Source organism: Wenzhouxiangella indolica, from assembly GCF_042310355.1.
In the GTDB taxonomy this organism is placed as follows: Bacteria; Pseudomonadota; Gammaproteobacteria; order Xanthomonadales; family Wenzhouxiangellaceae; genus Wenzhouxiangella.
Genome location: NZ_JBHJMR010000002.1, coordinates 458,275 through 473,327 on the forward strand (window position 1 = coordinate 458,275; position 15,053 = coordinate 473,327).

Consider the following 15,053-nt stretch of genomic DNA (forward strand, 5'->3'; position numbering starts at 1 on the left):
TAAGTCTATGACTTTCCGACAACTAAGTGGTTCCGGACTCAGCGGCGACGAATGGTCACGATGACGTGATGAGCGTCGCCGTCGTCGGTGAAGTCGATCAGCGTGCCTTCAATTTGCCGACCGTCGACCTCGATGCTTGCCTGGCGCGGCCCCTGCGCCTGAACGGCATCCTGCCTGTATTCGATCACATAGGGCGAGGCGCCGGCGCTGAGCGTGACGCGGCAGCGATTCCAGGCCGGCGGCAGGCAAGGCTCGATACGCAGCTTGCCGCCCTGCCGCCGGAGACCGAATACGGCCTCCACGGCCCCGCGCCAGGCCCAGGCGGCCGCGCCCGTGTACCAGCTCCACCCCCCCCGGCCGCGGTTGTCGCCCTGGCTGTAAATATCTCCGGCCAGCACGTAGGGCTCCAGGCGGTAGCGATGGGCCGCTTCCTCGCTCGAACTGCGTTTGACCGGATCGAGAATCGCAAGCAGTCGTTCGACCTCGCCCGACCATCCCAGGCGGGCCGCCGCCCAAAGTGCCCAGGTGGCGGCGTGCGTGTACTGCGCGCCGTTTTCGCGAATGCCGGGCGGATAGCCGCGGATATAGCCGGGATCATGCAGAATTCGATTGAACGGCGGACGAAGTAGCTGAATCAGCCGGGCGTCGTCGTCGACGAGCTGTTCCAGGGCCGATGCCATGGCGGTCGCCGCACGCTCGGGCGGCTGCGCCGGCCCGATCACCGCCCAGGCCTGGGCGATCAGGTCGATGCGGCATTCCTCGCTTTCTTCCGAGCCCAGCGGCGTGCCGTCGTCGAACCAGGCGCGCAGGTACCAGCGGCCGTCCCAGGCATGGTTCTCGACCCGGCCGAGAAGGAGTTTCGCCAGGTGCCGGTACTGCGTGGCGCTTTCGCTCTCGCCGCGGGATGCGCAGATCGGCGCGAAAGCCTCGAGGACGCTGACCAGGAACCAGGCCAGCCACACGCTCTCGCCCCGGCCGGTGGTGCTGACGCGGTTGAAGCCGTCGTTCCAGTCACCGCTGCCGATCACCGGCAGGCCGTGTGGTCCGACGATGCTGGCCCGGTCGATCGCGCGGCAGCAGTGCTCGAACAGGCTGGCCCGTCGTTCGCTCTGGCCGAACTCGGCATAGCGTTCCGCTTCGGCGGCGACCAGCGGTGCGCCGTCGAGCCAGGCCACCTCCTCGTCCAGGATCTCGTGATCGCCCGTTGCCTCGATGTACTGCGCGGTCACGAATGGCAACCACAGCAGGTCGTCGGAACAACGCGTCCTCACGCCGCGAAGCGGGCCCTCGTGCCACCAGTGCAGCACGTCCCCTTCGGCAAACTGCCTGGAAGCCGCGCGCAGGATATGCGCCCTGGCGCTATCCGGCGCCAGCCAGGTCATGGCCATGACGTCCTGCAGCTGATCGCGGAACCCGAAACCGCCACTGGACTGGTAGTAACCGGTTCGTCCCCAGAGCCTGGAGGTGATCGCCTGGTAAGGCAGCCAGCGGTTGTAGAGCAGGTTGAAAGTCTCGTCCGGTGTTTCCATCTCCACCGATGAAAGCAACCGTTGCCAGTGCTTCCGGCTTTGCCTGCGGCTGTTCTCGCCCTGCCCTGCGGCGATATATCGCTCGGCCAGCGCCAGGGCCGCCTCGCGCGTGGCGCCGTGTCCGATCACGAAGTGCACGACACGCGTCTCGCCGGGCGGAATATCGAGGTGAACCTGGAGTGCGGCGCAGGGATCGCAGCCCGCGCCCAGGGAGCCACTCAGGCCGATTCGCCACAACGCCGCGGGCTGATCGATACTGCCGCCCTGCCCCAGGAATTCCCTTCGGTCGGTGGTGAAGCCGTGCACCGGGTGATCGCTGGCGACGAAGGCATGGCCCCGGCCGGCAAAGCGGTCGTAGCCGTTGCAGGCCAGCAGTGCATGGCGCTCGAGATCCAGCTCGCAGTCGAGATGCAGCGCGGTATCGCCGCGTCGGTTGCCGAGCACCCATTCGAGGTAACAGGTCGCCGTGATCCGACGCGTCCAGTCGCAGCGATTGGTCAGCGCCAGCCGGCAGATCTTGACCGGGTCGGACTTGTCGACATCGATATCCAGTGCCTGCTCGAGACCGCTGTCGTGACGCAGGAATCGGCTGTAGCCAAGGCCGTGGTGCACCTGGCAGGCACCGGGGCCCGGTCGAGGCCCCGGTGTCGGCGTCCAGACCCGGCCGGTCTCTTCGTCGCGCAGGTAGATGACCTCGCCCGAAGGATCGGTGACCGGGTCGTCGGGCCAGGCGGTCAGGCGGTACTCGCTGCTGTTGCCCCCCCAGGAGAAGCTGCTGCCGGATTCGGTCACCAGGGTGCCGAAATCGGGGTTGGACAACACGTTCGACCAGGGCGCCGGGGTGTGCTGTCCCGGCTGGAGATGAATAATGTACTCGCGGCCGTCGGTGCTGAAACCGCCGATGCCGTTGTCCTGGAGCAGGTTGCCGGGTCGCGCCAGCGGTTGGAGCGCCTGGTCGACATCGCGGGCGTCACGCGACGGCACCAGCGGCGGCAGCCGGGCCGGCTGCGGCGCCACAAGCTGGCTGTGCAGGTCGGGCCGGTCGAGATCGAGCACCACGCTGGCAGCGGCCAGCAACGCGCGGCGCTGGTCGGCGGAGAGTTCGCGACCGGGAATGACCGTCACCTGGCCCAGCAGCACACGCTGGGTGCGCGCTCGTACGGATTCGACCAGTTCCTGCAGCCGGTCCCGACCGGTCTGTTCGTAGCCACCGGCCATCTCGTCGATCAGCAGCAGGTCCGAGCGCAGCTGCCGACCCGAAATCAGGGTGTGCGCCCGCACCAGGCGCTCGATCTGTTCGAGGTGGCCGCGGTTGTTCACCAGGCCGGCAATGATGGGCCAGTCGCCGGAGATGCCGCGCGACCACAGCAGCGACTGCAGCGCCTCGTCGGGCCGTTCGCCCTTCCACCGCCATTCCGCTTGCGGTTCGAGCATGGCCGACATCAACTGCATGGCCAACGGCACTTCGCCGGGCGGCATCCGCAGGTGGTGCAGCTCGAGCGCGGACTGCATGCGGGCCTGTTCGAACAGCCAGCTGATCCGGCTCGAGGAACGGTAGTGAGCCATCGCGGCAAGCAGTTCCTCGCGCGAGCGCGCCGCTGCCGTCAGGAAGCCGATCTCGATGCGCCCGTAGGGCTCGATCGTGATCTCCAGCGCCGTGGTGCTGGCGGGATTGATCACCGCGCCGGTCGTGCCGCTCAGGCTTTTGAGGCCGTTGGACAAGCCGGCGGGCCGCCGGAGGTTGCCGCCGCGCCCGATGAAGCGCGCCCGGTCGGTCTCCCAGCCGAAGCGCGCGGCCGCGCCCGGCGGCGGCACAAGCGCGTGGCCGACGTAGAGCGACATTTCCTCGTCGCTGCGCGGCCGGCGGCGGAACACCAGGGTCCGGTCGGCCGGCAGGCACTCGCTTTCGACGAACAGGCGGGCAAAGGCCGGGTGCCGCTCGAAATCGCGCGCCGGCGCCATGGCCAGCTCGGCGAAGCTGGCGATGACCAGGCGCCGGGGCGTTCCCGACTCGTTGTTGATGACCAGCCGGCGCGCCTCGACATCGTGTTGCCCGGCGATGCCCACGTCGAGCCGGCAAAGCAGCGCGTGACGTCGGCGACGAAACTCGACCCGGTGGGGTGCCTGCACGACCTGGGCTTCGTCGGCCTCGTCCGGCGAGGCGGGGTCGGCGGCGAGCGTGAATAGCCGATCCTCGCCGGGTTCGGCGATGTAGAGCCGGGGTCCGTGTTGCCGGGTGGTGAGATCCGCCTGCCAACGGTCGACGGCGATGCCCTGCCACCAGCTCCCACCGCCGCCCCAGGCGTCGAGGATGGTGCTGAAATTGCCGTTCGAAAGCAGGCAGTAGCGCGTCGATGTCGTGTCGCGCGGATCGACCGTCCATTCCACCGGGCTGGCGGCGACGGCCAGGGTGCGTTCGGGCTGCAGGCGCATGCGGATGGCCAGCTCCGGGCTGGTCCGCGGCAGGCGCTCGTGCAGCAGCATCGATACGCCGGCGACGTGCCGGTCGCCCATGAAACGCCGGGCCATGATGTTGTCGTTGAGGTAATTGTCGATGGCCGTCAGGATCATGCCCTGGTGGTGGCTCATCCAGGCCCGAACCACCCGTGCGCGGCGCGGCTTGTCGCTGGCGCGCCGCCCGAAATCGACCGCCTCGTAGCAGCCGAACAGGCCGATGGCATGCATCGAGGCGAACTTTTCTAGATTCTCGATCACGGCGCCGGGGCGATACGGCAAGGCCATCACACTGGCGTAAGGCGCCACCACCAGGCGCTCGCCCAGGTCTCGACGAAAGCCCAGTCCGGGCACGCCGAAGCTGCGATAGGCGTAGTGCCGCTCTTCGTTGAGCTGGTAGTAGGCCGATTCGGATACGCCCCAGGGAATGCCGTCGTGGGCGTCGGCAAAGTCGCGGTGCAGGTCGATGGCGTTGAAGCTCGCCGTCTCGAGCAGGCCGGTGACCGGCGTCGGGCAGTAGATCCGCGGCATGAGGTATTCGAACAGGGTCGCGCCCCAGGACATCAGCAGCCGCCGTCCGCCGTAGCGACGGAACGGTCGTCCCAGGTGCAGCCAGTGGCGCATCGGAACCTGCCCGCGCGAGATCGCCAGCAGGCTGGTCAGGCGGGCCTCGGAAGCCAGCAGGTCGTAGCAATTGGCGTCAAGCACCGCGTTGTCGGCATCGAAGCCGATCCGGAACTGGTGGCGCTCGGCGTCGTAGAGAAAGCCGAAGTCCATCTCTTCGACCCAGCGTTCAGCCAGGCGGGCCAGGTCCGCGCAGTCCGCGGCGAGTTGCTCATTGGCTTCACGGGCCTGATCGATCTGGGCTTCGATGCGGTCGGCCAGGGCCGCGGGAAGCCCCGCGCCCTGGGCCCGGGCGGCGTTCATCAGCCGCCGGGCGCGGCTGCCCTGAGCGGCATGCGCCTGCGGACACCATCCGACCTCGAGCAGCGTGGCCAGCTGCTCCAGCGCCGGACTGCCGGCCTCTTCGGCAATGCGCTTCAGTGCGGGCAGTTCCGGCAACCAGGGCTGCAGGGACTCGACCGCGCGCCGGGCCTGGTGCACCTGCCCGATCAACTGCGTCAGCCAGGTTCGAAGTTCGGCGATGACATCCGTGCTGACGTCCAGGCTCTGATCCTCGGCCAGTTCGACGATGGCATCGGCCAGTTCGTCGAGCTGGTGCTCGTGCCACTCGTCCAGCAGCTGACGGCATTCGGCCGGGTTGGCGGCCAGCGCCTGCCGGTACTGCGCGTCGATGCGATCGAGCCAGATATTCAGTGCGTTCTTCTGCGGCGCCTGCGCGGCCAGCGGGCGCGCGGTGTGCTCGATCAGGTCGAGCGTATCGGCCAGGCCGCGCGCCAACCGCGTCAGTGCCAGCGGTTGATTTCGGATTTCATCGAGCGAGCGCGCCAACGTGACGAGTGCAACGGCAAGGTTGCCGCTATCGACGGTGGAAATGTAGGCCGGCGACAGGCGCTCGAGATCGTGGATCTCGTACCAGTTGAACCAGTGTCCCCGGTAGCGCTCGAGCTGGGCCATGCCTTCCATGCTGTTGCGCAGCCAGGCGGTGAGCGTATGCGGGTCGATCCAACCGAAATCGTGCGCGGCCACGGCCGCGTTCAGCGCCATGCCCATATTGGTCGGCGAGGTGCGCGCCGCCAGCACCACCCGCGGATCATCCTGGTAGTTGTCGGGCGGCAGCCAGTGGGTATCGGGGCCGACGAAATGGTCGAAAAACAGCCAGGTCCGGCGGGCAACGCGGCGCAGCAGGCGCTCGGCTTCGGGATCCAGGCGCTCGATCTCGCGCCGGCGCGGTCGCTCGACGCGCCTGACAATGGCCGGGGCCATCAGCCAGGCGCTTGCAACCGGCGCGGCCACGAGCAGCAGCCCGGGCTCTGACAGGCCCACGCCCACCAGGACGAGCGCTCCCAGTAGCGGGCATGGCCACAGCTCGCGCCACAGGCTCTGGCGGGCGTGGCCGAGGCTGCGATGAACATGCGCGGCCGTCGTCCATTCAAGCAGGTGGCGACGGGTGACGAACAGCCGCAGCAGCGTGCGGACAACCGCATCGCCGATCATCAGGCTCTGGTAAGGCAGCAGCACCAGGCTCAACAGCCAGTGCTGGGCTTGCAGCCTCAGGCCGTGCAGCGTCGGCCGCAGTCTCAGAACGGCCCCGCGCGGCGCGGCCAGCAGGTGACTGGCCGAGCCCAGCAGCTCGCTCAGCAAGCCGGCGGCCGGCAGAAGGAGAAACAGCAGCGACCAAAGAAAGTCGCTGCCGGGCAGCAGGCCGCTGAAGGCGAACAGGATGAGCAGCAGCGTGACCGGGGGCTGCAGGCTGCGACGCAGGTTGTCGACGATCATCCAGCGGTGGACCAGCGAAAGGCGGCTGCGATAGCGATCGCCATCCCCTCCCCGAGCGCTTCGCCCCAGCCAGGGCAGCAACTGCCAGTCGCCGCGCACCCAGCGATGCTGACGGCGCGTCCAGGCAATCACGCCGGGCGGAAACTGTTCCATCAGCACGATGTCGGTGGCCAGGCCGACGCGCGCGAAGATGCCCTCGAGCAGGTCGTGGCTGAGCAGGCTGTTGTCGGGAATGCGTCCTGCCAGCGTTGCTTCGATGGCGCGCCAGTCATAGATGCCCTTGCCCGCGAAGATGCCCTCGCCGAACAGGTCCTGGTAGACATCCGAACTGGCGTGGGTATAGAGGTCGACGGTCGTGTCGCCCGAGAAGGCCCGCGTGAAGGCGTTGTTGCGCGTGGTGTCCGGATCGATCTCGACGCGCGGCTGGATGATGCTGTAGCCGGCCCTGAGCGAGCGACCGTCGGCGCCGTAGACGGCGCGGCTGAGCGGATGGGCCAGCGTACCGACCAGCTGCCGGGCCGCGCCCGGCGGCAGGCGGGTATCGGCGTCGAGGGTGATCACGTAGCGAACGCCGTCGAGTCGCTGGCGCTCGCCGCAGCCGTCGCTGAATCCCGCATCCGGGTCGCCGGCAAGCAGCCGGTTGAAATCCATCAGCTTGCCGCGCTTGCGCTCGCGGCCCATCCAGCAGCCCTCGCGTTCATTGAACTCGCGCGGGCGGCACAGAAACAGGAAGTCGGCGTCGGGATACTGACGCCCGAGGCGTTCGATCTGCTGCCGTCCTCGTCGCAGGATGGCCCGGTCGGAGTCGAGCACCGGTTCATCGGCGTCGTGGAGGTCGCCCAGCACCACCCAGACCAGTTGCGGATCATCGTTGGCCAGGAAATTGATTTCCAGGCGTTCGAAGGCGTGGTCGACATCCTCGGGGCCGGCGAAGATCACCGGCACGGCGACCGCGCTGCGGTACTCGGGAGCAATGCCCGACTCGAAATCCAGCCGCGCCAGGGTCCGCGGCGGCACGAGGCGGGTCAGCAAGCCGTTGGCCAGGGTCACGGCCAGGCCCAGGGCGGGAACCAGAAGCAGCACCAGCAGCGCGGCCGACAACCCGGCGGGGGCCTGGTGGTAGCCGAGGTAAGCGGCCGGAAGCGCCAGGGTCAGGCCGGCCAGCGCGAAGACCAGCAGGAAATAGACCAGGCGGGGCCGTCGCCAGGCAAAATCGAGCAGGCGCCTGCCCAGCCGCGGACGATAGCCGATCACGCGTTCGCTCTCCGGCCGCCCGCCGCCGACCAGCCAGTAGCCGACATGAGCGTGGCGTGAGTCCGCCGGCGCCGCCCGCGCCTGCGATATGCAACGCCGCACGATGTCTGATTCGGCAAGCCGGCTACCGCGTGCCAGCTCCTCGACCACACGGCGGTAGCGGTCGCGCGATTCGAAGTCCATATCGGCATAGGCGCCGGCGGGTTCGTCGCGCAGCAGCCGCTCGACAGCACTCAGGCGCTCGAAGCTCTCTCGCCAGTCGTGACCGCTCAGTGTCCGCAGGCTGATCACGCCGCTGGCGATGCGCTCGACCAGGCCGCTTTCCTCTTCTTGCCCTTCGCGCACCTGCTCGATCAGCGTCTCGCCGGCGGCGACCAGGTGCCGGGCCTCGGCCAGGATCACGAAGGCCGGCAGGGCCCACAGCTCGCCGATCGACAGGGAACGGCCCGACTGGTAGATCCCGATGGCGCGCTCCATCCAGTCGGGATCGACCGGCTGACCGCCCTGCGCCACCAGGATGGCGGCCAGGGCCTGGACCGCGGGCTCATGCTGCCCGCCGCTGGATTCGACTCCGGGCAGGCTGCGCACGTAGGCTTTGGGTAGATCGCGACGAACACCGGCGAGCGCCTCCTCGATCACGTGCCGGTTGTCGAGCAGCCATTCCTCACCGCGCGAGGCATAGCGGCGACCGGACAGAAGCGCGTCCAGATCCGTGTAGAGTCGCGCCAGCCGCTTGCGCTGGCGATCCAGTTCCCGCTGGAAGTGCCGCCCGTCCGAGCGTTGCTCCCGCGGTCTGCGTGCCAGCTCGTGCAAGGCGCGTTCAAGCGACCGATCGTCCGGCTCCGGGCTGCCTGTCGGCGGGTCGCTTGACACGTCCAGCCGGCTCAGTGACTGCCCTGCAGCAGTTCCTGCCCCACCCGCATGCCGTCCTGCAGCGCGAGCACCGGCGTGGTGATGCGCGTCAGCAGCACCTGGCGCACGGCCTCGCTGCTCCAGCCGCTGCTTCCCTCGCCGTGGTGAACGGCCAGGACCAGCAGGTCGGGGCGTTGCTGTCGGCAGATTTCGGCGATGGTCTCCACCGGTCGTGCGGAGGTCTCGAGGCGGGTGTCGATCTGGTGCCGTGACCCGAGACGGTCGCGCAGTTCCTCGAGATAGCCGGCTGCCACGCGACGGTTGCACTCGACCAGTTCGGACTTGAGCGACTGCTCACGGGCCGTCAGCGGCCTGCGCCGCGGCATCAGGGGTTCGCTCACCAGGTGCAGCAGCTCGATCTTCGCGCTACCGGCGGCATCCAGCGCGCTGGCGACGTGCAGCGCCACCTCGGCCGGCTGGGAGCCGTCGAGCGAGACCATGACGTGGCGGTAGGGCTCGCCGGGGCGGGCCTCATCGGCCTGGCCGCGAACGATCAGGTAGGGAATGCGGGTACCGGCCAGCACCTTGTGCACGGTGCCGCCGTAGGGCAAGCCGGAAGCACCTCCCGCGCCCCAGGCGGAAAGCACGACCAGGCGAATATCGTGATGTTCGATGAACTGCGCGACCGCGTCGGCCGGGCGCCCGTCGAGCACCTCGATCTCGGTCGTCGCACCGGCCAGGCGCTCATCCCCGACCAGCTTCTGCAGGTAGCGCTGCGCCTCGGCCTTGCGCAGCCGCCAGTCCACGCAGCCGGCGCTGTGCTCGCCCTGCGCGTCCTTCGGCTCCGACAGCACCCGCAGCAGGAACACCCGGCTGGAAAACGCCCGCGCTACCCGCCCGGCATGCACCAGCGCCTGCTCGGCGTATTCCGAGCCGTCGAGGGGAACCAGGATGCGGGAGAAGGGCATGGCCGGAGGCTATCACCGATAGGTAACTGAGTCTCATGCTACGTATCGGCCCACCGGCCCGTGTTGATTCAGGTCAATGACATGGGCATCGCCCATGCCGCGTGATGGTGACCCTTTAGTGGCCCTGGATCAGCCGCACTTCGAATACCCGCAGGCCAGGCAGGTCTGGCAGCCGTCGAGCAGCACCATGGCCTTGGTGTGGCACTTGTGGCAGAGGGTGGCCGAGGCCGGGTAGGAGGCCTCGGCGCCCTGCTCCGATGAAGCCTTGGCGGCATCACTCGGGGCGCTGGTCACCGTTTTTCTTTCCGGATCGGCCTGCTTTTGTTCGCGGGCTTCGGCTTCCGCGCGTTTCTGCTCGAGAATGAGCTGCTGCTGCTCGCTCAGCTCGTCGGGCTCGATCATGCCGATGCGCTTCAAGTGGTTCTCGACCACGGCGCCGATGTCGGCCACGATCGAGGGCACGAAGCGGCCGCCCGGCTTGAAGTAGCCGCCCTTGGGATCGAACACGGCCTGCAGTTCCTCGGCCAGGAAGACCACGTCGCCGCCCTTGCGGAACACCGCCGACATCACGCGCGTCAAGGCCACGATCCACTGGAAGTGATCCATGTTCTTGGAGTTGATGAAGATCTCGAACGGCCGGCGCTGCTCGTGCTCGGTGCCCTGGTTGAGCACGATGTCGTTGATGGTCACGTACAGGGCGTGGTCATCGAGCGGGGTGCGGATCTTGTAGGTCGCACCCTCCAGGCACTCCATGCCCTCGGGACGCTCGAGCTTCTCGTGCATCCGGATGATGTCGGCTTTCTCGCGACCGCCTTCCTTCTTGCCGGCAGCCTTCTGATCTTCCTTGTCCTTTTCCTGAACTTCGTAGTTCACGATCTTCTTGTCGATCTTGATACCCATGTCAATGCTCCCGCACTGCCGTAATTAAAACTTTCCGTAGTAGCCTTCTTTGAGGGCGTCAAAAAGATTGGCTGCCGTGTGCAACTCGCCGTCGTATTCGACTTCCTCGTGGCCCTTGACCTCGACCTTCGAGCCGTCCTCGAGTTCGAACACGTAGGTGGTCGACTCCAGGTCCTTGTCGGTGACCAGCACGCCCTGGAAGGCCTGCGGGTTGAAGCGGAAGGTCGTGCAGCCCTTCAGGCCCTGCTCCCAGGCGAACAGGTAGATGTCCTTGAAATCCTCGTAGGGATAGTCGGTCGGGACATTGGCCGTCTTGGAAATCGACGAGTCGATCCACTTCTGGGCCGCGGCCTGGATGCCGACGTGCTCCCTGGGCGTGATCGATTCGGCCGTGACGAAGTAGTCGGGCAGCTGTTCGCCCTCCTCTTCCGAGTACGGCATGGCGTTGGCATTGACCAGGGTGCGATAGGCCAGCAGCTCGTAGGAATAGACGCTGACCTTCTCCTTGCTCTTGCGGCCTTCGCGGATCACGTTGCGGTTGTAGTGATGGGCAAAGCTCGGCTCGATGCCGTTCGACGCGTTGTTGGCCAGCGACAGCGAGATCGTGCCGGTCGGCGCGATCGAGGTGTGGTGCGTGAAACGCGCACCGGTCTCGGCCAGCCTGTCGACCAGCTCGGGGGCGACCTCGGCCACCTTCTGCATGTAGCGGCTGTAGCGCGCGTGCAGGACTCTACCGGGCACCTTGTCGCCGGGCTTGTAGCCGTCGCGCTTCATCTCCGGGCGCTTGCGCAGCATTTCCGGGGTGACCTCGAACTCGTCGTCCATGATCGGGGCCGCGCCCTTCTCGTCGGCCAGTTCGGCCGCGGTTTCCCAGCCGGCCACGGCCATTTCGCGCGAGACGCGCTCGGTGAACTCCAGCGACTCGGGTCGGCCGTACTGCTTGCGCAGCATGGTCAGCGCCGAACCCAGGCCGAGGAAGCCCATGCCGTGGCGGCGCTTGTACATGATCTCGTTGCGCTGCTTTTCCAGCGGCAGGCCGTTGATTTCGACCACGTTGTCGAGCATGCGCGTGAAGATCTGCACCGTGCGGCGGTACTCGTCCCAGTTGAAGCGCGCGTTCTCGGTGAACGGCTCCTCGACGAAGCGCGTGAGGTTGACCGAGCCGAGCAGGCAGGCGCCGTAAGGCGGGAGTGGCTGTTCGCCACAGGGGTTGGTCGCCCGGATGGTTTCGCACCACCAGTTGTTGTTGTCCTCGTTGATGCGGTCGACCAGCACGAAGCCCGGTTCGGCGTAATCGTAGGTGGACGTCATGATCATGTTCCACAGGCGCTTGGCCGGCACCTTGCGGTAGATCTTGCAGGCGACCAGGCCTTCGTCGTTGCTGACGTAGCCCTCGGCGGTCGGCCATTCGCGCCAGATCACCTGCTCGGGATCCTGCAGGTCGATATCCCCGGCCTCGCTGTCGAGTACCGGGAAGACCAACGGCCAGTCGGCGTCGTCGACCACCGCCTGGATGAAGTCGTCGGTGATCAGCAGTGAACAGTTGAACTGGCGCAGCACGCCGTTCTCGCGCTTGGCGCGGATGAAATCCATGACGTCGGGATGCGCGACGTCAAAGGTGGCCATCTGGGCGCCGCGGCGGCCGCCGGCCGAAGACACGGTGAAGCACATCTTGTCGTAGATATCCATGAACGACATCGGCCCCGAGGTGTAGGCGCCCGCCCCCGAAACGTAGGCGCCCTTGGGCCTGAGCGTCGAGAACTCGTAGCCGATGCCGCAGCCGGCCTTGAGCGTGAGCCCCGCCTCGTGGACCTTGCCGAGGATGTCGTTCATCGAGTCCCGGATGGTGCCCGAGACGGTGCAGTTGATGGTCGAGGTGGCCGGCTTGTGCGCCAGCGCGCCGGCGTTGGACGTGATGCGCCCGGCCGGAATCGCCCCGCGGCGTAGCGCCCACAGGAACTCACGGTACCAGTGCGTGCGCTTGTCATCGCCCTCCTCCACGTCGGCCAGGGCCCGCGCGACACGCTTGTAGGTGTCGTCGATGTCCTGGTCGATGATTTCCCCCGTTTTCGACTTGAGACGGTACTTCTTGTCCCAGATGTCCAGCGACGCTTCCTGGAAGGCGATATCCGGAAGCGCAGCCGTCAAAGATTCTGCCGAAACGCTCATGCCGCAACCTCTTGATTATTGTGTGCTAGTCCCGGTTATGCACAGGCTTTCCACCGCCTTGTTCACAACCCGTTGTGCCAAAACCAAAGCCTGAACACAAGATATTGTGTCAGCCGAACATACCTTACGCCCAAGCCCGGGCCGATTCAAGCCTTGTCGAAGCTCACTTTTCGAGCAATGAAACGCGACACGCCCGACAGCCCGCAACCACGGGCGTTCGCGCGTGAGAAAGAAAAGAAGTTATTTCAGCCGGTCCCCGGTCGGGGCCGGCGTCTACTCGGTTTCGGGCTTGAGATCGCGTTCCATCAAAACCTGCACGCCCTTGCGCGCACTCCAGCCGCGGAACAGGATGCCGTGCACCTGCTCGGCGATGGGCATTTCCACGCCGGCCCGCTCGGCCAGGCGCATGACCTCCTCGGCGGTCTTGATGCCCTCGACCACCTGGCCGATTTCGGCCACGGCCTCGTCGACCGACCCGCCCCGGCCCAGGGCCATGCCCAGGCGGCGGTTGCGCGACTGGTCGCCGGTGCAGGTCAGCACCAGGTCGCCGATACCGGCCAGGCCCATCAGGGTGTGATCGTCGGCGCCCAGCGCCCGGCCCAGGCGCCGCATCTCGGCCAGGCCACGGGTAATCAGCGCGGCACGGGCGTTATGGCCCAGGCCCAGACCGTCGGCCAGGCCGCAGGCCACGGCCAGAACGTTTTTGATCGCCCCGCCCAGCTCCGCCCCGACCAGGTCGGCGGTGTAGTAGGCGCGGAAGTTGTTGCCGTGCAGCAGCCCCGCCCAGGCCTGGCCGAAATCCGGATCCGTGGCGGCCACCGTCACCGCGGTGGGCAGCGCGTCGGCCACTTCCCGGGCAAACGAGGGGCCGGTGATCAGGGCCAGCGGAATTTCCGGGCCAAAGCGCTCGCCGGCCACCTCGTGCAGCAGGCGGCCGGTGCCCGGCTCGAACCCCTTGCTGGCCCAGGCCAGGCCGGTGTCGACGGTCACGAACGACGCGATCCGGTCGAGGGTCTCGCCGAAGGCGTGGCTGGGCGTGGCCACCAGCAGGCGCTCGGCGCCGGCGCAGGCCGCCTCTAGATCGGCGCTGACGTGCAGCGACTCGGGGAACGGGCTGTCGGGCAGGTAGCGCTGGTTGACGCGGTCGCGCTCCATCGCCTCGGCGCGCTCGACATCACGCGCCCACAGCCGGACGTCGTGGCCCATGCGGGCCAGCTGCATGCCCAGCGCCGTACCCCAGGAGCCGGCGCCGAGAACCGCGATTCTGGTGGCCATGCCCGGCGGCCGCTTATTCGCTGTCTTCAGCCGGCTGCTCGCCTTCATCCTGCTGCTTGCGGGCTTCTTCGAGGCGCTGGCGAAATACGGCTTCGAAGTTGACCGGCTGCAGCGGCGGCATGAAGAACCCGCCGGCGCTGACCAGCGCGCCGATCTGCGAGCGGCAGTAGGGAAACAGCACGTTCGGGCACAGCACGTTGAGGACGTAGGGGATCTGCTGCTCGCTGAATCCCGACAGCTGGAAGAAGCCGCCGAACTGCGTTTCGCACAGGAAGGCCGTCTTCTCGCCCTGCTTGGAGGTCACGGTGACCTGCAAGACGATGTGGTAACGGCCTTCGCCCATGTTCTCGCTGCGCTGGGACATGTTGATGTTGACGTCGGGCTCGCTGCCGCCCTGTTCGAGTTCGAGCACGTTCGGGGCTTCGAAGGACGCATCCTTGAGGTAGACGTGCTGGACGGCCATTCGGGCTTCCTGGCCGTCGCCGGCCGCGCCCTGCTGATTCTCTTCTGCCATGATCTGAGGTTTCCTCTACAGTCGTTTGAATTGATTGAAAATTGTTCCAGGATACCGGTCCGCTATTCCGCCTGGTCGGTCTTCTTCTTGTCCTTCCGTTTGGACTTCTTGTCCTTGCCGGACTCGGATTTGCCTGCGCCCTTGTGGCGCGATACCGGCTGCTGATCGCTCATCCATTGCGTCAGGCCGCCCGCGAGGACGTTGACGTTGGTGAATCCCAGCTTGACCAGGCGCGAGGCCATCTGCGGGGCCACCTGGTTGTTGCGGCAATAGACCAGCAAAGGCTGTTCCCGGTGCTTGAGCAGCTGCTGGTTGCCGGCCTCGATGCGCGAGGGCGGCATGTGGATCGCGCCGCGGATATGCCCCTTGGCGTAGTCGGTGCTGTTGGAGACGTCGAGCACGACCGGATCCTCGCGGTTGAGCAACTGGACCGCCTCGAGCGTGCCCAGTTCCTTCCATTTGCGAAACAGGCGGCTGATCTCGTAGGCCAGCAACGCGACGATGGCCGCACCCAGCGCACCGGTCAGCAACGGGTGGTTGCCGATGAACTCGAGGGCTTGTTCCATGGCGTGAATCGACTCCGGTCAAAGCCGCCCATTATCGTTGATCTGGTGCGTTCTTGCCAGCATTGTGCCGGCTGTGTTAGCCCAAAGCGCTAATGTCCCCTTTCCGCAAAGTTAAAGTGTCCCCTTTTTATTCTGACAAGGAGCGGGGCCATGGATCGGGAGACGATTGCCA

General features: G+C 66.9%; 7 protein-coding genes. All 7 read right to left on the minus strand.

The window, feature by feature from the left end:
* Positions 1–38 precede the first annotated feature (38 nt).
* Positions 39–8,510: a GH36-type glycosyl hydrolase domain-containing protein gene (locus ACDC67_RS05110; RefSeq protein WP_376691162.1), complete on the minus strand. Its 8,472-nt coding sequence runs from the start codon at positions 8,508–8,510 to the stop codon at positions 39–41.
* Between the two features lie 11 nt (positions 8,511–8,521).
* A complete protein-coding gene (locus tag ACDC67_RS05115) occupies positions 8,522–9,457 on the minus strand; it encodes a universal stress protein (protein WP_376691163.1) in 936 nt (311 codons plus the stop codon).
* A gap of 129 nt (positions 9,458–9,586) precedes the next feature.
* Positions 9,587–10,357, minus strand: coding sequence for a TSCPD domain-containing protein (locus tag ACDC67_RS05120; protein WP_376691165.1), 771 nt, complete (start codon positions 10,355–10,357; stop codon positions 9,587–9,589).
* A gap of 24 nt (positions 10,358–10,381) precedes the next feature.
* Entirely contained in the window at positions 10,382–12,526 is a 2,145-nt protein-coding gene (locus ACDC67_RS05125) for an adenosylcobalamin-dependent ribonucleoside-diphosphate reductase (RefSeq protein WP_376691167.1), read from the minus strand.
* Positions 12,527–12,799: 273 nt separating this feature from the next.
* Positions 12,800–13,801: an NAD(P)H-dependent glycerol-3-phosphate dehydrogenase gene (locus ACDC67_RS05130; protein WP_376691169.1), complete on the minus strand. Its 1,002-nt coding sequence runs from the start codon at positions 13,799–13,801 to the stop codon at positions 12,800–12,802.
* Between the two features lie 13 nt (positions 13,802–13,814).
* Entirely contained in the window at positions 13,815–14,315 is a 501-nt protein-coding gene (secB, locus tag ACDC67_RS05135; protein WP_376691171.1) for a protein-export chaperone SecB, read from the minus strand.
* 62 nt (positions 14,316–14,377) lie between these two features.
* Entirely contained in the window at positions 14,378–14,881 is a 504-nt protein-coding gene (locus ACDC67_RS05140) for a rhodanese-like domain-containing protein (RefSeq protein WP_376691173.1), read from the minus strand.
* Positions 14,882–15,053: the final 172 nt, after the last annotated feature.

Bases quoted from the DNA above. Each gene is read 5' to 3' on its own strand.
- ACDC67_RS05115 (WP_376691163.1), bottom strand. From the start codon at position 9,457: ATGCCCTTCTCCCGCATCCTGGTTCCCCTCGACGGCTCGGAATACGCC.
- ACDC67_RS05120 (WP_376691165.1), bottom strand. From the start codon at position 10,357: ATGGGTATCAAGATCGACAAGAAGATCGTGAACTACGAAGTTCAGGAA.
- ACDC67_RS05125 (WP_376691167.1), bottom strand. From the start codon at position 12,526: ATGAGCGTTTCGGCAGAATCTTTGACGGCTGCGCTTCCGGATATCGCC.
- ACDC67_RS05130 (WP_376691169.1), bottom strand. From the start codon at position 13,801: ATGGCCACCAGAATCGCGGTTCTCGGCGCCGGCTCCTGGGGTACGGCG.
- secB (WP_376691171.1), bottom strand. From the start codon at position 14,315: ATGGCAGAAGAGAATCAGCAGGGCGCGGCCGGCGACGGCCAGGAAGCC.
- ACDC67_RS05140 (WP_376691173.1), bottom strand. From the start codon at position 14,881: ATGGAACAAGCCCTCGAGTTCATCGGCAACCACCCGTTGCTGACCGGT.